Below are 21,164 nucleotides of genomic sequence, written 5' to 3'. Positions count from 1 at the left end.
TATGGCGACCCTGATGGGTGCGTAATGACTTTGACGGAGGGGCCGGGTGCTCGGACATTATTTGCCTGTGCTGATATTTCTGCTGATCGCCTTGGTGGTTGGCATCGTGCCCTTGATTCTGGGCAGCAAGCTCGGTCCTAATCGGCCCGACAGCGAAAAGCTGTCTCCCTATGAGTGTGGATTCGAGGCCTTCGAGGACGCCCGCGTCAAGTTCGATGTGCGTTACTATCTGGTGGCGATTCTGTTCATCCTGTTCGACCTCGAAATCGCATTTTTGTTTCCCTGGGCCGTCGTCTTTGACTCCGTCGGCATGACCGGGTTCCTCGCCATGATGGTGTTTCTCGCCATTCTGGTGGTCGGCTTCATCTATGAATGGAAGAAGGGGGCTCTGGAATGGGAATAGAAGGGGTTCTCGAAAAGGGTTTCGTCACCACCAGTATCGATACGGTGGTCAACTGGAGTCGTACCGGGTCTTTATGGCCAATGACCTTTGGCCTTGCCTGTTGTGCCGTGGAGATGATGCACGCGGGTGCCGCGCGCTACGATCTCGATCGCTTTGGCATCATTTTTCGTCCCAGCCCGAGGCAATCCGACGTCATGATCGTTGCCGGTACCCTGGTCAATAAAATGGCCCCGGCCTTGCGCAAGGTCTACGACCAGATGGCCGAGCCGCGCTGGGTGGTATCCATGGGCTCTTGTGCCAATGGTGGCGGGTATTATCACTACTCTTACAGTGTCGTGCGCGGTTGCGACCGGATCGTACCGGTGGATGTCTACGTCCCAGGCTGTCCACCCACCGCCGAAGCACTTCTTTTTGGGCTGATCCAGCTGCAGAAGAAGATCCGCCGTACGCACACAATAGCCCGGTAACGCAAAAATGGACGATCTGGAAATGGTATCCCAGCAGATCGAGGCTGGGCTCGGGCAGCGGATACGCCGTCGGCAGATTGCCCGCGGCGAGCTGACCCTGGAACTCGCGTGTGACGACTTTCTTGCCAGCTGCACCTGGTTACGCGATGAGGCGGGTTTTGATCAGTTGATCGACATTTGTGGAGTGGACTATGCCGAGTACGGTGATGGTACCTGGGAGGGCGAGCGTTTCGCCGCCGTCTACCATCTGCTCGGTATTCAGAGTCGGCAGCGTCTGCGCCTGCGCGTGTTTCTCGACGAAGATCTTCCGATCATCGCCTCGGTGAATGCGATCTGGCCGGCGGCCAATTGGTTTGAGCGGGAGACCTTCGATCTCTTTGGTTTTCTCTTTGAGGGGCATCCCGATCTGCGGCGAATTCTCACCGATTACGGCTTTGTTGGCTATCCCTTCCGCAAGGATTTTCCTCTGGTAGGAACCGTTGAGATGCGCTACGACCCAGATCAGCGGCGGGTAATTTACGAGCCCACCCGTACCGAGGAGCGGGTGGTCGTGCCGCGCATCGTGCGCAGTGACGAAGAGGGGCGATACGATGCCAGAAATTAGTAACTTCACCATGAACTTTGGGCCGCAGCATCCCTCTGCCCATGGCGTGCTGCGGCTGGTGCTGGAGCTCGATGGTGAGGTGATCGAGCGCGCCGATCCGCATATTGGCCTTCTGCACCGCGCCACGGAGAAGCTCGCCGAGCACAAGACCTTCCTGCAGAACCTACCGTACATGGACCGGCTCGACTATGTATCGATGATGTGCAACGAGCACGCCTACTGTCGCGCCGTCGAGGGGCTGCTGGGGATCGAGATTCCCCAACGTGCCCAGTATATCCGTACCCTGTTCGACGAAATCACGCGGGTACTCAATCATCTGCTGTGGCTCGGCGCCTATGCCCTCGATGTCGGAGCCATGTCGGTATTTCTCTATTGCTTCCGTGAGCGCGAAGATCTCATGGATGTCTACGAGGCGGTCTCGGGGGCACGCATGCATGCTGCGTACTACCGGCCCGGTGGCGTGTACCGCGATCTTCCCGCGCAGATGCCGCAATATGAAGCGTCTCCTTACCGCGATGCGAAGCGGCTGGAGGAGCTCAATGCCAACCGTGGCGGTTCTGTCCTCGATTTCATCGAGGACTTTACCCGCCGTTTCCCTGGCTATGTCGACGAATACGAAACCCTGCTTACCGACAATCGCATCTGGAAGCAGCGCACCGTGGGAATTGGTGTGGTCGCGCCGGAGCGGGCCATTGCCCTGGGTTTCACCGGGCCGATGTTGCGCGCCTCCGGGGTCGCCTGGGATTTGCGCCGTACCCAGCCCTATGCGGCCTATGCCGATCTGGATTTCGAGATCCCGCTGGGCAAGGAAGGCGACTGTTATGATCGCTACCTGGTGCGCGTGGCCGAAATGCGCGAAAGTAACAAGATCATTGCGCAATGCGTCGACTGGTTGCGAAAAAATCCCGGCCCGGTCATGGTTGACGATTACAAAGTTGCGCCGCCCCCACGGGAAGAAATGAAGACCAGCATGGAGGCCTTGATCCATCACTTCAAACTCTTTTCCGAGGGCATGATTGTGCCGGCTGGCGAGATCTACGCCGCAGTCGAGGCCCCGAAGGGGGAGTTTGGTATTTACCTGCTTTCCGATGGAGCCAATAAGCCCTATCGCATGAAGATCCGGGCGCCGGGCTTTTCCCACCTTGCCGCCATGGACGAGATGGCCAAGGGGCACATGATTGCCGACGTGGTAGCGATTCTGGCGACCATGGATATTGTGTTTGGGGAGATCGACCGATGAGCGAATGGCTGTCGCAAAGCTCCCTCGATGCCATTGCGGCGGAGCGCAGCAAGTATCCCCCGGAGCAGGCGCGCTCGGCGCTCCTCGCGGCCTTGCGCATTGCGCAAGAGGAGCATGGCTATCTGCCCGAGCCCCTGATCGAGCATGTGGCGGCCATCCTTGGCGTACCAGCGATCCAGGCCTTCGAGGTGGCTACTTTTTATACGATGTATGACTTGCAGCCCGTCGGTAGACACCAGTTCTGTGTCTGCGGCAGCGTGTCCTGCTTTCTCAATGGCTCTGATGAGATCCTCGCCCATTTGCAGGAGCGCCTGGGCATTGGCATTGGCGAGACGACTGCCGATGGTCTCTTCACCATCAAAGAAGTGGAGTGCCTGGGGGCCTGTAAAGATGCGCCGATGATGCAATTAGGAGATCGCTATATCGAAGATCTCACGCCGCAGAAACTCGATGAGCTGATCGCGCAATTGCGCAAGGAGGCGGAGCAATGACGACGGAAACGTATGTGAATGGTGTTACCCTGCGTAACCGCGGTCTGCCGGATTCCCATCGTTTGCAGGTGTATCAGGACACTGGTGGCTATCAGGCCCTGCGCAAGGTCTTGCTGGAGGGGATGACGCCCGAGCAGATCATCAACGAAATGAAGACCTCGGCCCTGCGTGGTCGCGGTGGTGCAGGTTTTCCGACGGGACTGAAGTGGAGCTTCATGCCGAAGGGAGTTACTGGCAGGAAGTATCTGCTCTGCAATGCCGATGAGGGGGAACCTGGCACCTGCAAGGATCGGGATATCATGCGTTATGAGCCGCACCGGCTCATCGAGGGGATGATCATCGGCGCCTACGCCATGGGTGCGCGGGCCGGGTATATCTTCATTCGCGGGGAGTTCATCGAACCCATCCGTATTGTCGAGGCGGCCCTGGCCGAGGCCTATGCTGCTGGTCTGCTCGGCGAAAAAATCCTGGGAACCGATTTTTCTTTTGATCTTTACGTATACCGTGGTGCGGGGGCCTATATCTGTGGTGAGGAAACTGCCCTGATGGAGGCCCTGGAAGGGAAAAAGGGGCAACCGCGTTTCAAACCCCCTTTCCCGGCGAGCTATGGCCTGTATGGCCAGCCGACTACCATCAACAATGTCGAGACCTTCGCCTCGGTGCCTGACATTATCACACGTGGCGGACAGTGGTTCCTCGATCTGGGCAAACCCAACAATGGGGGAACGAAAATCTTCTCGGTGACCGGGCATGTGCAACGACCGGGAAACTTCGAGGTACCCATGGGTACCCCCTTTGCCGAATTGCTGGAAATGGCTGGCGGATTGCGTCCGGGACGGAAGCTCAAGGCGGTGATCCCCGGTGGTACCAGTACCGCCATGGTGGCCGGCGCGCAGATGATGGAAGTGACCATGGACTACGACAGCATCTCCAAGGCCGGTTCGGCCCTGGGTGCAGGCTCGGTGATCATCATCGATGACAGTGTTTGCATCGTCAAGGTAGTGGAGCGCATCGCTCGCTTCTACATGCACGAATCCTGCGGCCAATGTACCCCCTGCCGCGAGGGCATGGGCTGGCTGTGGCGGGTCATGCACCGGATCGAGAACGGACAGGGTCGCGACTCTGATCTGGAGTTGTTGCAGAATGTTGGGTCGCGCATCGAGGGGCGCACGATCTGTGCGCTGGCCGACGGCGGGGTGGCCCCGGTGACCAGCTCCCTGCGTCTGTTCCCGGATGAATACCTGCACCATGTCCGGCACAAGACCTGCCTGGTCGGTGCCGATGCCGCACGGAGAGTTGCCTGATGCCACGCATCGAGATTGACGGGCAGGAGATCGAGGTGGCTGCCGGCACCACATTGATGGAGGCCGCCGAGCAGCTCGGTATCTACATCCCCTTCTTTTGCTACCACCCCAAGCTGTCAGTGGCAGCCAACTGCCGTATGTGTCTGGTGGATGTCGAAAAGCAGGCCAAGCCCCTGCCCGCCTGCGCCACCCCGGCGAGCGATGGAATGAAGGTTTCCACCCGCTCGAAACGGGCGAAGATGGCGCAACAGGGCGTGCTCGAATTCCTGCTCATCAATCATCCCCTGGATTGCCCGATCTGTGACCAGGGCGGCGAATGTCCGTTGCAGGACATCACCATGGGCTATGCGAATCCGCACAGCCTCTACACCGAAGAAAAGCGGGTAGTAGAAGACAAGGACATCGGACCACTGATTGCCACCGAGATGACGCGCTGTATCCAATGCACTCGTTGCGTTCGCTTTGGCACCGAGATTGGCGGTATCAGTGAACTGGGCGCCACCGGACGAGGCGAGAAGATGGCCATTGGTACCTATGTTGCCAAGGCGGTACGTTCCGAGCTGTCCGGTAACATGATCGATCTTTGTCCCGTCGGTGCCTTGACCAGCAAGCCCTTCCGCTACAAGGCCCGCTCCTGGGAGCTCAAGCACAGCCAGAGTCTCTGTCCGCATTGCTCGACGGGTTGCAATACCGATGTGCAAAGCCTTGGCAAGGAAGTGTTGCGGGTCAAGCCGCGGGTCAACGAGGCGGTCAACGAAGAATGGCTCTGCGACAAGGGCCGCTTTGCCTATGCCGGATTGCAGGCAGCCGATCGCGTGCAGACTCCTCTCTTGCGTATCAACGGTTCTTTACAGCCAGTGTCCTGGGCCGATGCCCTGGAGGCGGCGGCGACAGCCTTGCAAAAGACCATCGGCCGTGCGGGACCCGACGTCGTGGCCGGAATCATCTCGCCGGCGGCCAGCAACGAGGAGCTCTATCTCTTCCAGGCCCTGTTACGGGGCCTCGGGGTGCGTGCTATCGAGCATCGCCTGCGGCAGACGGACTTCCGTGCCGACCCGGCCATGCCCTTATATCCGGCCCTGAACATGAGCCTGGAACAGTTGGAGACAGAGCGAAACATTATTCTCTGTCATGCCTACCCGCGGGAGCGGCAACCGCTGACCAACCACCGTCTGCGCAAGGCGGCCCTGGCGGGGGCGCAGATCTGGGCGCTGGATAGCACCGAACGGGAGTTCAATTTTCCTTTGCGGCAGATCCGCGCGGCAGCGGGAGCCGATCTGGCGGTCTATGAGGAGCTCTTGGCGCTTTTGCGCGATGGGACGCCAGCATCGAATCCTGCCTTGGCGGATTTGGCAGATACTGTGCGGGCAGCCGATAAGCCGCTGTTTCTGTTGGGTAGCGGTCTCTTGCAGCAGCCCCGGGCAGCGGAGCTGCTGGCCGTTATCGCTGAAATCGCGCAACAGACTGCCGCTCGCGTCTCCTGGCTGGCGGAGTCCGCCAATAGCGCTGGTGCTTGGCTACTCGGCTGTGTACCCGGACGTAAACCGGGAGGCGTGCAGGTCGAGGATGCGCCGCAGATCTGGGACGAGAAAAAGGCGTTCCTGCTCTATGGTGTCGAGCCTGAGGCGGATTCCATGGATGCGCCCGGGGTCCGCGCAGCTCTCGATGCTGCCGATGCGGTCATCAGTATCAGCAGCTTTCTGGGCGCCGCTGAGTCCTATGCCGATATCGTTCTACCTCTGGCGAGCTGGGCGGAAAGTAGTGGCAGCTTTTTCAATAACGAAGGGCGCTTGCAACAGTATCGTGCGGCGGTGCGGCCGGCAGGAGAGTCGCGCCCCGGCTGGAAAATCCTACGTGTGCTGGCCGATCATCTGGAACTGGCTGGCCTCGATTTCGATGATCTCGAAGCGCTGCAGGATACTTGGCAGAAACAGCTGGGGGATTTTCCCCTCGATGTCCCGGGTTTTGGGGTAATGCCAGAGATTGCCGCACGTCAGCAAGAAGGCGCCGAGGGGCTCCAATTGCTGGGCGACTGGCGTATCTATCAGCAGGACCTGCTCGTCCGACGTGCCCAGCCCCTGGAGCAGGAGCCGGTTTGTCGCTTGCACCCGGATACGGTTGCCGAACTGGGAATCAGCGGTGGCGCGGTAGAATTGCTGGCGCGCAATGGCGCGCAGGTGCAGTTGCCCTTCGTTCTCGATGCCGGAATTCCCCACGGCGCCGTCTGGCTCGATCTTGGTCATCCCGAGACGCAGGCGTTGGGAGGAGTCGGGACGACTCTGCGGGTACAGATGCCGAGTATTCGGGTGCGGGCGTAGGGAGGAAGGATGCACGATCTCGTCAATGCGGCCTGGTGGCCACCCGTTTGGGCCTTGATCAAAATCATCATCGTCCTAATCCCTCTTTTGCTCGGCGTCGCCTATCTGACCCTGGCCGAACGCAAGGTGATCGGCTACATCCAGATTCGCCTCGGGCCGAATCGCGTTGGTTTTCGCGGTATGCTGCAGCCGATTGCCGACGCCCTGAAGCTGCTGTTCAAGGAAGTTCTGATTCCCAGTACCGCCAACCGCTTTCTCTTTCTGGCGGCGCCGGTCTTGGCTTTCGTTCCCGCCATGCTGGTCTGGGCGGCGGTCCCCTTCGGTCCAGGTGTGGCCATCAGCAACATGAACGCGGGGCTACTCTACGTCCTGGCCATAGCCGGTCTGGGGGTGTACGGGATCATCATTGCCGGCTGGGCCTCGAACTCCAAATATGCATTTTTGGGGGCGATGCGCGCAGCTGCGCAGTTGGTGGCCTACGAAATTGCCATGGGCTTTGCCCTGGTGGGCGTGTTGATGCTGGCGCAGACACTGAATCTGAGCAAGATCGTCGAGGCGCAGGCAGGTGGAGGCTTCTGGTCGTGGTACTGGTTGCCGCTCTTTCCTTTTTTTCTGGTGTATTTCATCTCTGGCGTGGCCGAAACCAACCGCGCCCCCTTCGACGTGGCGGAGGGCGAGTCGGAGATCGTTGCCGGGTTTCATGTGGAATATTCGGGGATGGGCTTTGCGCTGTTCTTCCTGGCCGAATATGCCAATATGATCTTTATCTCGATCCTGACCACCGTGCTTTTCCTCGGGGGCTGGTATCCGCCCTTCAATGTCGCGCCTTTCACCTGGGTGCCGGGCCTCATCTGGCTCTTGTTGAAGACCGCCTTCCTGCTCTATGTCTTCCTCTGGATCCGCGCCACTTTCCCGCGCTATCGCTATGACCAGATCATGCGTTTGGGCTGGAAGGTCTTCATTCCCATTACCATCGCTTGGATCGTGGTAGTAGGTATTGCCCTCGAGACCCCGTTGCGGGCTATCCTGCGCTGAGGAGATTGTCATGGCCAATCCTGTCAAACGCTGGTTCCAGTCTTTTTTCCTGCTCGAAATGCTGCGCGGTATGCGGCTCACTGGACGCTATTTTTTCGCGCGCAAGTTTACCGTGCAGTATCCCGAGGAAACGACACCGCAGTCGCCGCGTTTTCGCGGTCTGCATGCCCTGCGCCGCTATGAGAATGGGGAAGAGCGCTGCATTGCCTGCAAACTCTGCGAGGCCGTTTGTCCTGCGCTGGCCATTACCATCGAGAGCGAGGAGCGTAGCGACGGGACGCGCCGCACCAGCCGCTATGACATCGATCTGAGCAAGTGTATCTTTTGCGGACTCTGCGAGGAGTCTTGCCCGGTGGATTCCATTGTCGAAAGTCGGGTGCTGAGTTATCACGCCGAGACCCGTAGTGAACTGCTCTACGACAAGATTCGTTTGCTGGGTAATGGTGATCGTTTGGAAGGCGAGTTAGCCCGCGATCGGCAGGCGGACAGTAGCTACCGTTAGGAGAGAACGAGAAAACGCATGATGCTCACCACCACCATCCTTTTTTATGTTTTCTCGGCCATTCTGCTGGTATCGGCCCTGTTGGTCATCACCGCGCGCAATCCGGTCTATTCGGCGCTTTATCTGGTACTCGCCTTTTTCAATGCGGCAGCTTTGTTTCTTTTGCTGGGCGCGGAGTTTCTCGGGCTGATTTTGATTCTGGTATATGTGGGTGCGGTGATGGTGCTGTTTCTCTTCGTGGTCATGATGCTGGATATCAACCTGGAGCGTCTCAAAGAGGGCTTTCTGCGCTACCTGCCCCTCGGTTTGGCGATTGCGATCGTTGGCGTGCTGGAGATGGTGGCGGTGTTCTGGACCGCGCCGATCGGTAGGGTGCCGGCACCAGGGCCGATCCCGGCGAATGCCGACAACACCCGCGCCCTCGGTGAGTTGCTCTACACCCACTATCTCTATCCCTTTGAAATCGCTGCGGTGATCCTGCTCGTCGCCATCATTGCCGCGATCGCCCTGACCTTGCGCCGACGGCCCGACACCAAGTCGCAGGCGGTCGGCAAACAGGTCGCGGTCGCCGTACGCGAACGGCTCCGCATGGTCGATCTGCGGGGGCCGAAGCCATGATCCCGTTGTCGCACTGGTTGATCCTGGGGGCGCTGCTGTTTTCCATCGGCGTCGTGGGAATTTTCCTGAATCGGAAAAATGTCATTATTCTGCTGATGGCGATAGAGATTTTGTTGTTGGCGGTAAATATCAATTTTGTCGCATTTTCCCGTTATTTGGGGAACCTTCAGGGACAAATCTTTGTGTTTTTTGTCCTTACCGTAGCGGCCGCTGAGGCGGCCATTGGCTTGGCGATCCTGGTGGTCTATTTCCGTAATCGCCGCAGCATCAATGTAGAAGACATCGACGACTTACGGGGCTGATATGTGGATCTTTGACTGGCTGCATGGCCTGCCACCCATCTGGGTCTATTTGCTCATTCCCCTGGCACCGCTGGCGGGCTCGCTAGTTGCTGGCCTAGGGGGATGGTTTCTGCGGGAGAGGGCGCATTGGGCACCCATCGCCGGTGTTGCCTTTGCCCTGTATCTGGCCATTTTTGTACTCTTGCAGGTGCTGCATGGGCAGACCTTCTATGGCAATGTCTATACTTGGGCGGTGTTTGGGAATCTACCGGTACACATCGGTTTCGATATCGACAGTCTGACCGCGGTGATGCTGGTGGTGGTCACCTTCGTTTCCCTCTGCGTGCACGTCTATACCATTGGTTATATGCATGACGATCCGGGTTATGCCCGCTTCTTCAGCTATATCGCCTTGTTTACCTTCAGCATGTTGATGCTGGTGATGGCCAACAACTTTCTGCAGCTCTTTTTTGGCTGGGAAGCGGTGGGGCTGGTGTCCTATCTTCTGATCGGTTTCTGGTTTACCCGCGAAAGCGCCAATCAGGCCTCGCTGAAGGCCTTTCTCGTCAATCGTGTCGGCGATTTCGGTTTTCTGATCGGCATCGCCGCTATCTATCACTACTGTGGCAGCCTGGATTATCGCACCGTTTTTGCCATGGTCCCCAGTCTGGTCGGGCAGACCGTTACCATCATCCCTGGGCATCCCTGGTCGGTACTGACCTGGATTGCCATCCTGCTCTTTATCGGGGCCATGGGAAAATCGGCGCAAGTACCCTTGCATGTCTGGCTGCCGGAGTCGATGGAGGGTCCGACGCCGATCTCGGCACTGATCCATGCCGCGACCATGGTCACCGCCGGAATCTTCATGGTCTCGCGCATGTCGCCGATTTACGAGCAGTCGGCAACGGCGCTGAGCGTCATTCTGATCATTGGCGCGATTACCGCGTTGTTTATGGGACTGATTGGGCTGGTACAGAACGACATCAAGCGCATCATCGCCTACTCCACCCTTTCCCAGTTGGGCTATATGACCGCGGCCTTGGGTGCGTCGGCTTTTTCTGCGGCCATATTCCACCTGATGACCCATGCCTTCTTCAAGGCATTACTCTTCCTGGCCGCCGGATCGGTCATCCATGCCATGCAGAATGAGCAGGATATCCGCAAGATGGGGGGGCTGCGCGCGCACATGCCCATTACCTATCTCACCTTTTTGGTGGGCGGGTTGGCGCTTTCCGGAATCCCGCCCTTTGCTGGCTTTTTCAGTAAGGACCTGATCATCGAGGCGGTCGGCGAATCGAGTTTGACCGGCGCGACCTTTGCCTATGTCCTGTTGGTGCTGGGTGCGCTGGTCACGGCGCTGTATACCTTCCGCATGTTTTTCTTGGTCTTCCATGGCAAGAAACGCATGGACGAACACACTCAGGAACATTTGCATGAATCGCCTTGGGTGATTACCGCCCCTCTGATCGCTTTGGCCATTCCCTCTTTGCTGGCGGGCTGGTTCTTTATTGCCCCGGTGGGCCTGGGCGCTTTTCTGGATAGCTCGCTACAGATTCGGGCGCAGTGGAATACCATCGGAGAAATTGCGGCGCACTGGCAGGGGACTGGCGCCTTCCTTGTCCACGGCCTGGAGTCCTGGCCCTTCTGGTTGGCCATTCTCGGCATCGCTTTGGCGGCATGGTTCTACCTGCTGCATGACGGCGTACCAGCGGCACTGAATCGCCTGCTTGCACCCTTCACCTGGGTTCTGCGCAAGAAATATGGCTTTGATGCCTTCAACCAGCTGGTATTCGTCCAGGGTGCCTTGTTGCTCGGTCGGCGCTTCTGGCATTGGGGGGACGAGGCAATCATCGACGGCGGAATGGTCAATGGCAGCGCCCGGCTGGTGGCGCGCGCGGCCCTTTCCTGGCGGCGCCTGCAGACCGGTTATATCTATCACTATGCCTTCGTCATGATCATTGGGCTCGTCCTCTTCATGACCTATTTCATGATCTGGAGGGGCTGATCGATGCATTCCTTTGGCCTTCTGAGCGCAGCGATCTGGGCGCCGATCCTTGGTGGCTTTCTGGTCCTTGCCGTGGGCGATCGCGCCGGCGGCAACCCGGCGCGCTGGCTGGCGCTGTTGGTCTCACTACTGACCTTTGCCATTACCTTGCCGCTATTCACGAGCTTCGATACCCATACGGCAGCAATGCAGTTTGTCGAACGCGTCCCGTGGATTCCGGCATTTCACATTGCGTATTTTCTGGGTATCGATGGGATTTCGCTCTGGTTCATCCTGCTCACCAGCTTCCTGACGGTGCTGGTGGTGATTGCCTCCTGGCGCAACGTCTCAATGCGTATTGCCCAGTATCTGGCCGCTTTTCTGATCATGGACGGGTTGATGATCGGGGTCTTCTGTGCCCTCGATGCCATCCTCTTTTATGTGTTTTGGGAGGCGATGCTCATTCCCATGTTCCTCATCATCGGGGTCTGGGGCGGGCCACGCCGGGTCTATGCCACCATCAAGTTCTTCCTCTATACCTTCCTCGGTTCGGTGTTGATGCTGGTGGCCTTTCTGTACCTGTATTTTCACAGTGGCGACAGCTTCAGTCTGCTGGCTTTTCAGAAAACGCCCCTGGGCGCGAACGCGCAGATCTGGATTTTTCTCGCCTTCCTGATCGCCTTTGCGGTGAAAATCCCGATGTGGCCGGTACATACCTGGCTACCCGACGCCCACGTCGAGGCCCCGACGGGGGGCTCGGTGATTTTGGCGGCGATCATGCTGAAAATGGGTGCCTACGGTTTCTTGCGCCTGAGTCTGCCGATCACCCCGGATGCCAGCCATCAACTCGCGTGGTTGATGATCGTGCTATCGCTGATCGCCATTGTTTATATCGCCCTGATTGCCATTGTGCAGCAGGATATGAAGAAGCTGATCGCCTACTCCTCCATCGCGCATATGGGTTTTGTCACTCTCGGCTTTTTCGTTTTTACGCAGACGGCGATAGAGGGCGCGATCATCCAGATGCTCTCGCATGGTTTTGTGAGTGCGGCGATGTTCCTGTGCGTGGGTGTGCTCTATGACCGCATGCATACCCGCGATATTCAGGCCTACGGTGGCGTGGCTAACGTGATGCCGATTTTTGCCAGCCTGATGATGCTCTTTGCCATGGCCAATGTCGGTCTACCCGGGACCTCGGGCTTTGTCGGGGAGTTTATGGTGGTGCTGGGCACCTACCAGGTACATCCGTGGCCGGCGATCATTGCCGCCACCGGGCTGATTACCGGCGCCGGCTATACCCTCTGGCTCTTCAAGCGGGTGATCTTTGGCGGCATCATCCATGCCGAGGTGGCCGCCCTCAGTGACCTCAATGGCCGCGAGATTCTGGTCCTTGGGTCTTTGGCAGTTTTTGTGTTGCTGCAGGGTGTGTGGCCGGCCCCTTTCCTCGACATCGTTCATCAATCCGTGGCGCATCTCTTACAGCAGGTCGCCACCAGTAAAATTCCTGGTTGAGGAGGCGCCATGCAGAACGCTCTGTTTCATTGGTCCTTTGCCATTCCTGAAATTTGGGTTCTGGCAATGGCCTGTGTGGTGCTGCTGGTTGACGTGTTTGTTGGCGAGCGCCAACGTGATGTCGCCTATGTGCTCAGTATTTTCACCTTGCTCGCGGCTATGGCCCTGACCTGGTCGCAGATGGGCCAGACAGGATTTGCCTTCTTCGGGCAATTCCATCTCGATCCCTTTACCAGCATCGCCAGTTTCTTCGTCGAGCTGCTGAGTCTGCTGGTGCTTTCGTATTCGCGCAAGTATCTCCTGCGTCGGTCCTTGTATCGCGGGGAGGTCTTCGTACTATTGCTCTTTGCCTTGCTAGGGGCGTTGATCCTCATCTCTGGGGCCAACCTGCTGATCCTGTATCTGGGGCTGGAGCTGCTTGCCCTCAGTCAATATGCCCTGGTCGCTTTTCAACGCGGCAATCTGCGCGCAACGGAGGCGGGACTGAAATATTTCATTCTTGGCGCGTTGGCCTCGGCCCTGTTGCTCTACGGCATGTCGTTGCTCTATGGCCTCACGGGAACCCTGGATTTGCACCAGATTGCCATTGCCCTGGTCAATGTGGGCAGTGCCAACTATCTGTTGATGCTCGCGGTGGTCTTTCTGGTGGCGGGAATCGCCTTCAAATTCGGTGCGGCACCCTTCCACATGTGGTTACCGGATGCCTATCAGGGCGCGCCAACGCCAGTCACCCTGTTTATGTCTTCCGTTCCCAAGATTGCAATCTTTGCCCTGTTTCTGCGTATCCTGGTGGACGGCGGCTATGGCAGCATCGAGATCTGGCGGCAGCTTTTCGTTGCGTTGGTGGTCGTCTCGCTGGTGATCGGCAATGTGGTTGCCATTGCCCAGACCAACCTCAAGCGCATGCTGGCGTATTCGACGGTGGGCAACATGGGCTTTCTCGCCTTGGGTATCGTCGCCGGTACGCAGAATGGCTTGGCCAGCGCCTTCTTCTATGCGGTCGTCTATGCCTTTATGGCAACCGCGGCCTTCGGTCTGATCGTCTATCTCAGCCGCGAAGGCTTCGAAGCCGAAGAGATCAGTGATCTCCGGGGTCTGGTCCGTACCCGTCCCTGGGCAGCCTTCCTGTTGCTGATCATCATGTTCTCTCTTGCCGGCGTACCGCCGACCATTGGTTTTTACGCCAAGCTTGCGGTCTTCCAGGCGCTCATCGAGGCCCATTTCATCTGGCTGGCGGTGTTTGGTGTGCTGATGGCGGTGGTGGGCGCGTTCTACTATCTGCGGGTGCTCAAGGTTGCATTGTTCGATGCACCGGCGGAAGATCTGGCGTATGGTGCCGATGATCCGTTGGCGGCTTCTGTGCTTACTGTCAACAGTCTTGCCCTGCTGATTCTCGGCATTGTTCCAGGCGCCTTGGTGGCGTTCTGTTATCATGCCTTACAGGGAGTGCTCTAATGGCCTTGCAACAATGGGCGATGATCTACATCCTGGTAGCGTTTATCGCCGCGAATCTGCCCTGGCTGAGTGGAAAGCGTTTTGTCTTTGGCAGTCGCAATCCGGTGAAGACCTTGCCCTGGTACCTTGGCGAGTGGTTTGTCATGTGCCTGATCATGGGACTCATCGGTATGGGCGTAGAGCGCCTGCTCGATGGTCATAATCATGGGCAGGGCTGGGAATTTTATGTGATTGCCCTGTGCATGTTTGCGGTTTTCGCCATTCCCGGTTTTATCTGGCGCTTCAATATCGTGCCGATGCTGCGCCGATCTTGACGAGTCCCGGCAAACACTGATACTTTTGCCCGACTTAGGCGCGTAGCTCAGGGGGAGAGCGCTACCTTGACACGGTAGAGGTCGGCGGTTCGAAACCGCCCGTGCCTACCAACACCCGCACCAGAGGGGCCTGGCTCACTGGTGCTTTTTCTTTGGAGAGGATATGCCCGAGATCCGTCTGCCGGATGGTTCTATACGTTCCTTTGCAGCGCCGCTGACGGGCGCGGAACTGGCGCGCGACATTGGCGCTGGTCTGGCCAAGGCAGCGCTGGCGTTGCGTGTTGATGGGCGCCTCTGTGATCTCGGTACTCCTATCGACCACGATGCCGAGGTGAGTATCGTCACCAAAGACAGCCCGGAGGGGCTGGAGATTCTCCGGCACTCCACCGCGCATCTCCTGGCACAGGCGGTCAAGGAACTGTCTCCCGATGTGCAGGTAACCATCGGTCCGGTGATTGACAACGGCTTCTATTACGATTTTGCCGCACCCAAACCGTTTACGCCGGAAGATCTGGAGGCCATCAGTGCCAAAATGCGGGAGCTGGTGCAGGCCGATCTGCCGGTGCGACGGGAAGTCGTCGGTCGTGACGCGGCAATCGAGCGCTTCCACGCCATGGGTGAGGAATACAAGGTCCAGATCATCCAGGACATTCCCGCGGGAGAGGAGCTGAGTCTCTATCATCAAGGGGATTTCGTTGATCTCTGCCGCGGTCCGCATGTGCCGCGCACCGGAATGCTCGGCGCGTTTGCGCTGCGCAGTGTGGCGGGTGCCTACTGGCGCGGCGACTCGCGTAATCCGATGCTGCAGCGGATTTACGGGACCGCCTGGGCAACGCAGAAAGATCTCGATGCCTTTTTGTTGCAGCAAGCTGAGGCCGAACGTCGCGATCATCGCAAGATTGGAACCGAACTCGAGCTCTTCTCGATTCAGGAAGATGCCGGCGGTGGCCTGGTCTTCTGGCACCCACAGGGATCGCGGGTGCGGCGGGTGATCGAGGATTTCTGGCGTGCCGCGCATATCGATGCTGGCTACGAACTTCTCTTTACCCCCCACATTGCGCATGAGGATCTCTGGTATACCTCTGGGCACAAGGACTTTTACGCCGAGTCCATGTTCCAGCCCATGGAGGACGAGGGTCAGCCGTATCAGCTCAAACCGATGAACTGTCCTTTCCATATCCTGGTATACAAGAGCAAGCTACGCTCCTATCGCGAATTACCAATCCGTTGGGCGGAGCTCGGGACCGTATATCGCCACGAAATGTCGGGAGCCCTGCACGGCCTGATGCGGGTACGCGGTTTTACCCAGGATGACGCGCATATCTTTTGTCGGCCGGATCAGATCGAGGCGGAGATCGCCGGGGTGCTGGCATTGACTCAGCGCATTCTTGGCACTTTTGGCTTCGATCGCTACGAGATCAATCTCTCGACGCGGCCAGAGGGTTCCGTCGGTAGCGACGAGATTTGGGAAAGCGCTACCAAGGCGCTGGAAGCTGCGTTGCAGCGGGCCGGTCTCGATTACCAGATCGACGCCGGTGGCGGCGCCTTCTATGGCCCCAAGATCGACCTCAAGATCGAAGACGCGATCGGCCGCAAGTGGCAATGCAGTACCATTCAGCTCGACTTCAATCTGCCCGAGCGCTTTGGTATGGAATATGTCGCGGAGGACAGTAGCCGGCAGGTGCCGATCATGATCCACCGCGCCATCTTGGGTTCGGTCGAACGGTTTTTTGGTGTGCTCATCGAGCATTACGAGGGCAAATTTCCCTTCTGGCTGGCGCCAACGCAGGTAGTGGTGGCGCCGATCAGCGAGCAGCACAGCGACTATGCCGAGCATGTGACCAGTCAATTGCACGCGCAAGGCCTGCGCGTAGAATCGGACTTGAGAAGCGAGAAGATCGGCTATAAAATACGCGCCCACACTTTGCGGCGGGTGCCATTCATGGCTATCGTCGGCGAGCGGGAAAAGAGCGAGGGTACGGTCAGCCTGCGGGATCGGAATGGCAAGGATCTTGGCGCCATCCCGCTGGAAATGTTGGGGAAGACTTTGCAACGCTTGGATACACGACGGCAGCAGGCCTTGGAACTGGCCTAGGGGGAGGGTAGGGCAATCGCGACGGAAAAAGAGATCCGCATCAATCGGGAAATTCTTGCGGCAAAGGTTCGGTTGATTGGGGACGAGGGAGAGCAGTTGGGTATCGTTCCCTTGCATGAGGCTCTTGCCGCTGCCGAAGAGGCGGATCTTGATCTTGTAGAGATCGCCCCGCAGGCCGTCCCCCCGGTCTGTCGGGTCATGGATTACGGAAAGTTTCGCTTTCAGGAAAGCAAGCGGCAGCACGAGGCGCGCAAGAAGCAGAAACAGAGCCAGGTCAAGGAGATCAAGTTTCGACCGCGCACGGACGATGCCGATTACCAGATCAAGCTCCGCAACATCATCCGCTTTCTTGAGGATGGTGATCGAGCAAAGGTTACCCTGCGGTTTCGCGGGCGAGAAATGAGTCACCCGGAATTGGGTATGGAATTGCTCAACCGGGTGGAAGCAGATTTGCAGGAAATGGGTGTGGTCGAGCAGCGGCCACGTATGGAAGGGCGGCAGATGGTCATGGTCATCGCCCCCAAGAAGAAATAGGAGAGGCAAGATGCCGAAGATGAAGACCAATCGCGGGGCCGCCAAGCGTTTCAAGCGCACCGGCTCGGGGAAATTCAAGCACCGGCAGGCGTTCTTGAATCACATCCTCACCAAAAAAAGTACCAAGCGCAAGCGTCATCTGCGCCACACCCTGGTAACGTCTGGCAGTGAGCAGGCCGCATTGCGGCGTATGCTGCCCTACGTCTGAGTCAAAAGGAGTACCCAGATGCCAAGAGTAAAACGGGGCGTTACCGCCCACGCCCGCCACAAGAAGGTTCTGGCGCGCGCCAAGGGCTTCCGTGGCCAGCGCAAGAGCAATTTCCGTATCGCCAATCAGGCGGTGATGAAGGCTTTGGTCTACGCCTATCGCGATCGCCGCACCAAGAAGCGCGATTTCCGTAGTCTGTGGATCGTGCGTATCAATGCTGCGGCGCGTTCCGAGGGTTTGAGCTACAGCCGCTTCATCAACGGGTTGCAGCGGGCTGGTGTGAGTCTGGATCGTAAGGTCCTGGCCGATCTCGCTGTGCGGGACAAGGCAGCGTTCTCTCGCCTCGTTGCTGTCGCGAAGGGTCAGCAAGACGCTGCTTGAGTCTGCGCAAGGAGGCTATGGTGGAAAATGCAGTGTCCCCGGCCTCTGGCGCGGAGGTGGCGGAAGCCATCGCCAAGGTTCAGCAGCTCGCCGAGCTGGAGCAGCTACGCGTACAGTGGCTCGGGAAAAAGGGTTACCTGACCCGGGCAATGCAGGGCTTGGGAGCCCTGGATCCGGAGCAGCGGCGAGCGCGTGGAGCGGAGCTCAACGCGCAGAAAGAGGCGATCCAACAGCTGCTGGAGCAGCGGCGAGCGCAACTGGAAAATGAGCTGCTGCAGCAACGTTTGGCAAGCGAATCCGTGGATGTCAGCCTGCCCGGTCGTGATGCCGGGCGGGGCTCTCTGCATCCGGTACGCCAGACCCTGAACTGGATTGAAGACTATTTTTCTCGTCTCGGTTTTGAGGTTGCCGATGGGCCGGAACTCGAAGACGACTTTCACAATTTCACCGCCCTCAACATTCCCGAAGACCACCCGGCGCGGGCGATGCATGATACCTTTTATCTCCAGGACGGACGGGTACTGCGAACCCATACCTCGCCGGTACAAATTCGTTATCTGGAGACGCATCAGCCGCCTTTGCGGATGATTGCGACGGGACGGGTTTATCGACGTGACTCGGACATTACCCATACACCGATGTTCCATCAGGTGGAGGGCCTCTATCTGGATGAGGGCGCGAGTTTTGCTGACCTGCGCGGTCTGTTGGCCGACTTCCTGCAGGAATTCTTTGACAACGGCGCTTTGCCGGTACGATTTCGCCCCTCTTATTTTCCCTTTACCGAACCCTCGGCCGAGGTGGATGTGGGTTGTGTCATCTGTCACGGGAAAGGATGCCGGGTCTGCAAGGATACGGGCTGGCTGGAGGTTCTTGGCTGCGGCATGGTGCATCCAGCGGTGCTGACGGCGGTAGATGTGGATCAGGAACGCTTCACGGGCTTTGCCTTTGGTCTGGGAGTGGAACGATTAACCATGCTGCGCTATGGCATTAACGACCTGCGCCTCTTCTTCGAAAACGACTTGCGCTTTTTGCGCGAGTTTGTCTAGGGTACGTCATGCGCGTTGCATTGGAGTGGATGCGGGACTATCTCGACACCGAGCGCTCGGCGGCAGAGCTGGCCGATATCCTCAGCATGATTGGCCTTGAGGTCGAGGCGGTGGAGGACGCGGCCCCGGACTTTTCCGGAGTGCTGGTGGGTCACGTGCAGCGCGTCTGGGCGCATCCTGCCGCTGACAAGCTGCGAGTAGCGGAAGTCGATGTTGGTGCTGGGAGCAGCAGCCAGATTGTCTGTGGCGCAGCCAATCTGCGGCAGGGAATGCGGGTTGCCGCGGCGCTACCCGGTGCAACGCTCCCGCACATGGAGATTGCTGAGGCCGAACTACGCGGTGTGCGCTCGTCAGGGATGCTCTGCTCGGCTGTAGAGTTGGGCATTGACGATGGCAGCAGTGGCATTCTTGAACTGGATGCTGATGCCCCGGTTGGTATGGACCTGCGCGCTTACCTGCGTCTCGATGATCCGGTCTTTACCCTGGGCATCACCCCGAATCGGGGCGATGCCTTCTCAATTCTTGGGGTAGCGCGGGATCTGGCGGCGCGGTGTGCCGGTCGTTTCCTAGCACCGACCTTGCCGGTCGCTTCCTGGACGCCCCACGCGGGCAGCGCGCAGTTGGCGAATTCCTTGCCGATACGCATCAGCGATGCGGCTCGGGACGCCTGTGGCAGCTATTCTGCATTGCAGCTAGACACGCTGCCGCAGCGCCTGCCAGACCGTTGGCGTGAACGCCTGCGGCGTGGCGGGCAAAAAAGTATTGCGCCTATGGTAGATTGGCTGAATGTGTGGATGCTGGCGCTAGGACAGCCCATGCATGCCTTTGATGCCGAAAAAATTCAGGGGGGGATCGAGGTGCGTTGGGCGCGCTCGGGAGAAATACTCGATGCCCTCGACGGCCGTGATCTTCCTCTCGACGATGACATGCTGGTGATCGCCGATGCGGCTGGCCCCGTGGCCCTGGCGGGGATCATCGGCGGGCGTCGTACAGCTGTATCCGCCAGCACTCGCTCGGTATTGTTGGAGGCGGCGTATTTTGCGGCGCGCGCCGTGCAGGGGCGTGCCCGTCGCTTGGGATTGCAGACCGAAGCGGCGCAACGCTATGAGCGGGGTGTGGACTTTCGCCTGGCGCTGCCGGCGGCCCTTGCGCTGGTCGAGCAGTGCGACGTGCGCTGTGCGGCGGGGGCGACGGCGCTGGGCACAGAACCCAGGTTGTCGGAAATTCGCCTGCGGCCACAGCGCATTGCTCGGGTCTTGGGTACGGTGATCGCCGCAGAGACGGTGGTCCAGCAGCTCCAGGCTTTGGGCTGCGGGCTCCGCAGCGAGGGCGAGGATCATCTGGTACTGCCCCCCAGCCATCGCTACGACCTGCGCATCGAGGCGGATCTCATCGAAGAGCTCGGTCGCCTGACAGGCTATGAACATCTGCCAACCCGGCGACCGCAAGCCATCCTTCGTCCTTTGCGGAGCACAGGTAGGCATCGGCGTGCCTTGATGGCTTTGCTCAGTGCCCGTGGATACAGCGAGATCATCAGCTATAGCTTCATTGCTCCAGAACTGCAGGCGCAGTTCTACCCTGGAATAGGGTCTCCGGTGCTGCAGAACCCCATTTCCGCCGATATGGCCGTCATGCGTGCGGGAATCTGGCCGGGACTTTTGCAGACCTTACACTTCAATCGCAACCGGCAGCAGGATCGCCAGCGCTTCTTTGAGATCGGGCGAGTCTTTACGGATCAGACGCAGCGCCTGCAAATAGCCGGTGCGTTGTTGGGTGCAGCCAAGGCAGAGTCCTGGCTGGAGAAAGCCCGAGCCAGTGATTTCTTCGATCTCAAGGGTGACGTCGAGGCCGTGCTCGGACTCTGGCCGCAGCGCCGCTTCCGTTTTGCCAAGGTTGCCGACCCAGCCTTGCACCCCGGGCAAAGTGCCGAGATTTTCTGGGGCGAGCGTGCGGTAGGACGCCTTGGCGCCCTGCATCCCCAGCTTGCAGAGCGCTATGATTTTGCGGAGTCCGTTTGGCTCTTTGCCCTGGATCTCGAAATATTGTTGGAAGCATCAGAGTTGCCGCGTTTTCAGCCGTTGTCTCCATTTCCTTCAGTGCGCCGCGACCTCGCCTTGTTGGTGCCCGAGAACTTGACTGCGGGCGATGTTCTGGCAGTTTTGGCTGCGGCGGAATCGTCTATATTGCAGGAAGTGTCCGTGTTTGACAGGTATATTGGCAAAAACCTCCCGGAAGGGCAGGTTGGTTTGGGGATACGTTTGCAGTTTCAGGGGCAAACGAGCACTCTGACAGAAGCACAGGTACAGGAAGAAGTGGATCGGCTTTTGCGTGCGCTGCAACAGGTCGCTCCCATTGCGTTGCGCAACTAGAGG

The 21,164-nt window shown here is 58.7% G+C and carries 21 protein-coding genes and 1 tRNA gene; all 22 read left to right on the top strand.

The features are described 5' to 3' along the window. The first annotated feature begins 46 nt into the window (after nt 1-46). The 22 genes from MQE22_RS10930 to pheT all read left to right on the top strand — a co-directional run bounded on the left by MQE22_RS10930 (nt 47) and on the right by pheT (nt 21,161). On the top strand, nt 47-403 hold the full coding sequence (locus tag MQE22_RS10930; RefSeq protein ID WP_215871632.1) for an NADH-quinone oxidoreductase subunit A: 357 nt from the start codon (nt 47-49) through the stop codon (nt 401-403). Further along, nucleotides 394-870 carry a NuoB/complex I 20 kDa subunit family protein gene (locus tag MQE22_RS10925; protein WP_215871631.1) on the top strand — a complete coding sequence of 159 codons (477 nt, stop codon included), beginning with the start codon at nt 394-396 and terminating at the stop codon, nt 868-870. Before MQE22_RS10930 ends, MQE22_RS10925 begins: the two co-directional genes overlap by 10 nt. 7 nt (nt 871-877) lie before the next feature. Then, on the top strand, nt 878-1,474 hold the full coding sequence (locus MQE22_RS10920; RefSeq protein WP_215871630.1) for an NADH-quinone oxidoreductase subunit C: 597 nt from the start codon (nt 878-880) through the stop codon (nt 1,472-1,474). Next, the gene (locus MQE22_RS10915) at nt 1,461-2,714 is read left to right on the top strand and encodes an NADH-quinone oxidoreductase subunit D (RefSeq protein ID WP_215871629.1); all 1,254 of its coding nucleotides are present in this window, start codon (nt 1,461-1,463) and stop codon (nt 2,712-2,714) included. Before MQE22_RS10920 ends, MQE22_RS10915 begins: the two co-directional genes overlap by 14 nt. Continuing rightward, on the top strand, nt 2,711-3,205 hold the full coding sequence (gene nuoE, locus MQE22_RS10910) for an NADH-quinone oxidoreductase subunit NuoE (protein ID WP_215871628.1): 495 nt from the start codon (nt 2,711-2,713) through the stop codon (nt 3,203-3,205). Before MQE22_RS10915 ends, nuoE begins: the two co-directional genes overlap by 4 nt. Then, nucleotides 3,202-4,509 (top strand): NADH-quinone oxidoreductase subunit NuoF, encoded by a 1,308-nt coding sequence (gene nuoF, locus MQE22_RS10905; protein WP_215871627.1) that lies wholly within the window; start codon nt 3,202-3,204, stop codon nt 4,507-4,509. The genes nuoE and nuoF overlap by 4 nt, the downstream gene beginning before the upstream one ends. Beyond that, nucleotides 4,509-6,827 carry an NADH-quinone oxidoreductase subunit NuoG gene (gene nuoG, locus MQE22_RS10900; protein ID WP_215871626.1) on the top strand — a complete coding sequence of 773 codons (2,319 nt, stop codon included), beginning with the start codon at nt 4,509-4,511 and terminating at the stop codon, nt 6,825-6,827. The genes nuoF and nuoG overlap by 1 nt, the downstream gene beginning before the upstream one ends. Nucleotides 6,828-6,836: 9 nt before the next feature. After that, nucleotides 6,837-7,862, top strand: coding sequence for an NADH-quinone oxidoreductase subunit NuoH (gene nuoH / locus MQE22_RS10895; RefSeq protein WP_215871625.1), 1,026 nt, complete (start codon nt 6,837-6,839; stop codon nt 7,860-7,862). A gap of 10 nt (nt 7,863-7,872) precedes the next feature. After that, on the top strand, nt 7,873-8,364 hold the full coding sequence (nuoI, locus tag MQE22_RS10890) for an NADH-quinone oxidoreductase subunit NuoI (RefSeq protein WP_215871624.1): 492 nt from the start codon (nt 7,873-7,875) through the stop codon (nt 8,362-8,364). 18 nt (nt 8,365-8,382) lie between these two features. Continuing rightward, nucleotides 8,383-8,982, top strand: coding sequence for an NADH-quinone oxidoreductase subunit J (locus MQE22_RS10885; protein WP_226827394.1), 600 nt, complete (start codon nt 8,383-8,385; stop codon nt 8,980-8,982). Continuing rightward, on the top strand, nt 8,979-9,284 hold the full coding sequence (gene nuoK / locus MQE22_RS10880; RefSeq protein WP_215871623.1) for an NADH-quinone oxidoreductase subunit NuoK: 306 nt from the start codon (nt 8,979-8,981) through the stop codon (nt 9,282-9,284). Before MQE22_RS10885 ends, nuoK begins: the two co-directional genes overlap by 4 nt. 1 nt (nt 9,285) lies before the next feature. Further along, on the top strand, nt 9,286-11,268 hold the full coding sequence (gene nuoL / locus MQE22_RS10875) for an NADH-quinone oxidoreductase subunit L (protein WP_215871622.1): 1,983 nt from the start codon (nt 9,286-9,288) through the stop codon (nt 11,266-11,268). 3 nt (nt 11,269-11,271) lie between these two features. Then, entirely contained in the window at nt 11,272-12,759 is a 1,488-nt protein-coding gene (locus MQE22_RS10870; RefSeq protein WP_215871621.1) for an NADH-quinone oxidoreductase subunit M, read from the top strand. 9 nt (nt 12,760-12,768) lie between these two features. Further along, entirely contained in the window at nt 12,769-14,214 is a 1,446-nt protein-coding gene (gene nuoN / locus MQE22_RS10865; protein ID WP_215871620.1) for an NADH-quinone oxidoreductase subunit NuoN, read from the top strand. After that, entirely contained in the window at nt 14,214-14,528 is a 315-nt protein-coding gene (locus tag MQE22_RS10860) for a DUF2818 family protein (protein ID WP_215871619.1), read from the top strand. The genes nuoN and MQE22_RS10860 overlap by 1 nt, the downstream gene beginning before the upstream one ends. 36 nt (nt 14,529-14,564) lie before the next feature. Continuing rightward, nucleotides 14,565-14,639 (top strand) — tRNA-Val (locus MQE22_RS10855). A 52-nt stretch (nt 14,640-14,691) separates the two neighbouring features. Further along, complete coding sequence (thrS, locus tag MQE22_RS10850) at nt 14,692-16,623, top strand: threonine--tRNA ligase (protein WP_215871618.1); 1,932 nt, start codon at nt 14,692-14,694, stop codon at nt 16,621-16,623. Nucleotides 16,624-16,638: 15 nt separating this feature from the next. Then, on the top strand, nt 16,639-17,157 hold the full coding sequence (gene infC, locus MQE22_RS10845) for a translation initiation factor IF-3 (RefSeq protein WP_255790297.1): 519 nt from the start codon (nt 16,639-16,641) through the stop codon (nt 17,155-17,157). Between the two features lie 10 nt (nt 17,158-17,167). Next, nucleotides 17,168-17,365, top strand: a complete 198-nt coding sequence (rpmI, locus tag MQE22_RS10840) for a 50S ribosomal protein L35 (RefSeq protein WP_215871617.1) — start codon at nt 17,168-17,170, stop codon at nt 17,363-17,365. A gap of 18 nt (nt 17,366-17,383) precedes the next feature. Next, nucleotides 17,384-17,746, top strand: coding sequence for a 50S ribosomal protein L20 (gene rplT / locus MQE22_RS10835; protein WP_215871616.1), 363 nt, complete (start codon nt 17,384-17,386; stop codon nt 17,744-17,746). 17 nt (nt 17,747-17,763) lie between these two features. Beyond that, on the top strand, nt 17,764-18,792 hold the full coding sequence (gene pheS, locus MQE22_RS10830) for a phenylalanine--tRNA ligase subunit alpha (protein ID WP_215871615.1): 1,029 nt from the start codon (nt 17,764-17,766) through the stop codon (nt 18,790-18,792). An 8-nt stretch (nt 18,793-18,800) separates the two neighbouring features. Continuing rightward, nucleotides 18,801-21,161 (top strand): phenylalanine--tRNA ligase subunit beta, encoded by a 2,361-nt coding sequence (gene pheT, locus MQE22_RS10825; protein ID WP_255789734.1) that lies wholly within the window; start codon nt 18,801-18,803, stop codon nt 21,159-21,161. Nucleotides 21,162-21,164: the final 3 nt, after the last annotated feature.

The sequence above is a fragment of the Acidithiobacillus sp. YTS05 genome (assembly GCF_024396695.1).
GTDB lineage: Bacteria > Pseudomonadota > Gammaproteobacteria > Acidithiobacillales > Acidithiobacillaceae > Igneacidithiobacillus > Igneacidithiobacillus copahuensis.
Note: the sequence above shows the minus strand (reverse complement) of the source record. Positions and strands in the feature narration are given on the sequence as shown.

Excerpts from the sequence above, each read along its gene's own strand:
- nuoK (WP_215871623.1), top strand. The coding sequence starts at position 8,979 with ATGATCCCGTTGTCGCACTGGTTGATCCTGGGGGCGCTGCTGTTTTCC.
- MQE22_RS10915 (WP_215871629.1), top strand. The coding sequence starts at position 1,461 with ATGCCAGAAATTAGTAACTTCACCATGAACTTTGGGCCGCAGCATCCC.
- nuoE (WP_215871628.1), top strand. The coding sequence starts at position 2,711 with ATGAGCGAATGGCTGTCGCAAAGCTCCCTCGATGCCATTGCGGCGGAG.
- nuoF (WP_215871627.1), top strand. The coding sequence starts at position 3,202 with ATGACGACGGAAACGTATGTGAATGGTGTTACCCTGCGTAACCGCGGT.
- pheT (WP_255789734.1), top strand. The coding sequence starts at position 18,801 with ATGCGCGTTGCATTGGAGTGGATGCGGGACTATCTCGACACCGAGCGC.
- nuoI (WP_215871624.1), top strand. The coding sequence starts at position 7,873 with ATGGCCAATCCTGTCAAACGCTGGTTCCAGTCTTTTTTCCTGCTCGAA.
- MQE22_RS10870 (WP_215871621.1), top strand. The coding sequence starts at position 11,272 with ATGCATTCCTTTGGCCTTCTGAGCGCAGCGATCTGGGCGCCGATCCTT.
- nuoG (WP_215871626.1), top strand. The coding sequence starts at position 4,509 with ATGCCACGCATCGAGATTGACGGGCAGGAGATCGAGGTGGCTGCCGGC.
- nuoL (WP_215871622.1), top strand. The coding sequence starts at position 9,286 with ATGTGGATCTTTGACTGGCTGCATGGCCTGCCACCCATCTGGGTCTAT.
- rpmI (WP_215871617.1), top strand. The coding sequence starts at position 17,168 with ATGCCGAAGATGAAGACCAATCGCGGGGCCGCCAAGCGTTTCAAGCGC.
- rplT (WP_215871616.1), top strand. The coding sequence starts at position 17,384 with ATGCCAAGAGTAAAACGGGGCGTTACCGCCCACGCCCGCCACAAGAAG.
- MQE22_RS10925 (WP_215871631.1), top strand. The coding sequence starts at position 394 with ATGGGAATAGAAGGGGTTCTCGAAAAGGGTTTCGTCACCACCAGTATC.
- nuoH (WP_215871625.1), top strand. The coding sequence starts at position 6,837 with ATGCACGATCTCGTCAATGCGGCCTGGTGGCCACCCGTTTGGGCCTTG.
- nuoN (WP_215871620.1), top strand. The coding sequence starts at position 12,769 with ATGCAGAACGCTCTGTTTCATTGGTCCTTTGCCATTCCTGAAATTTGG.
- MQE22_RS10860 (WP_215871619.1), top strand. The coding sequence starts at position 14,214 with ATGGCCTTGCAACAATGGGCGATGATCTACATCCTGGTAGCGTTTATC.
- thrS (WP_215871618.1), top strand. The coding sequence starts at position 14,692 with ATGCCCGAGATCCGTCTGCCGGATGGTTCTATACGTTCCTTTGCAGCG.
- MQE22_RS10920 (WP_215871630.1), top strand. The coding sequence starts at position 878 with ATGGACGATCTGGAAATGGTATCCCAGCAGATCGAGGCTGGGCTCGGG.
- pheS (WP_215871615.1), top strand. The coding sequence starts at position 17,764 with ATGGTGGAAAATGCAGTGTCCCCGGCCTCTGGCGCGGAGGTGGCGGAA.
- MQE22_RS10885 (WP_226827394.1), top strand. The coding sequence starts at position 8,383 with ATGATGCTCACCACCACCATCCTTTTTTATGTTTTCTCGGCCATTCTG.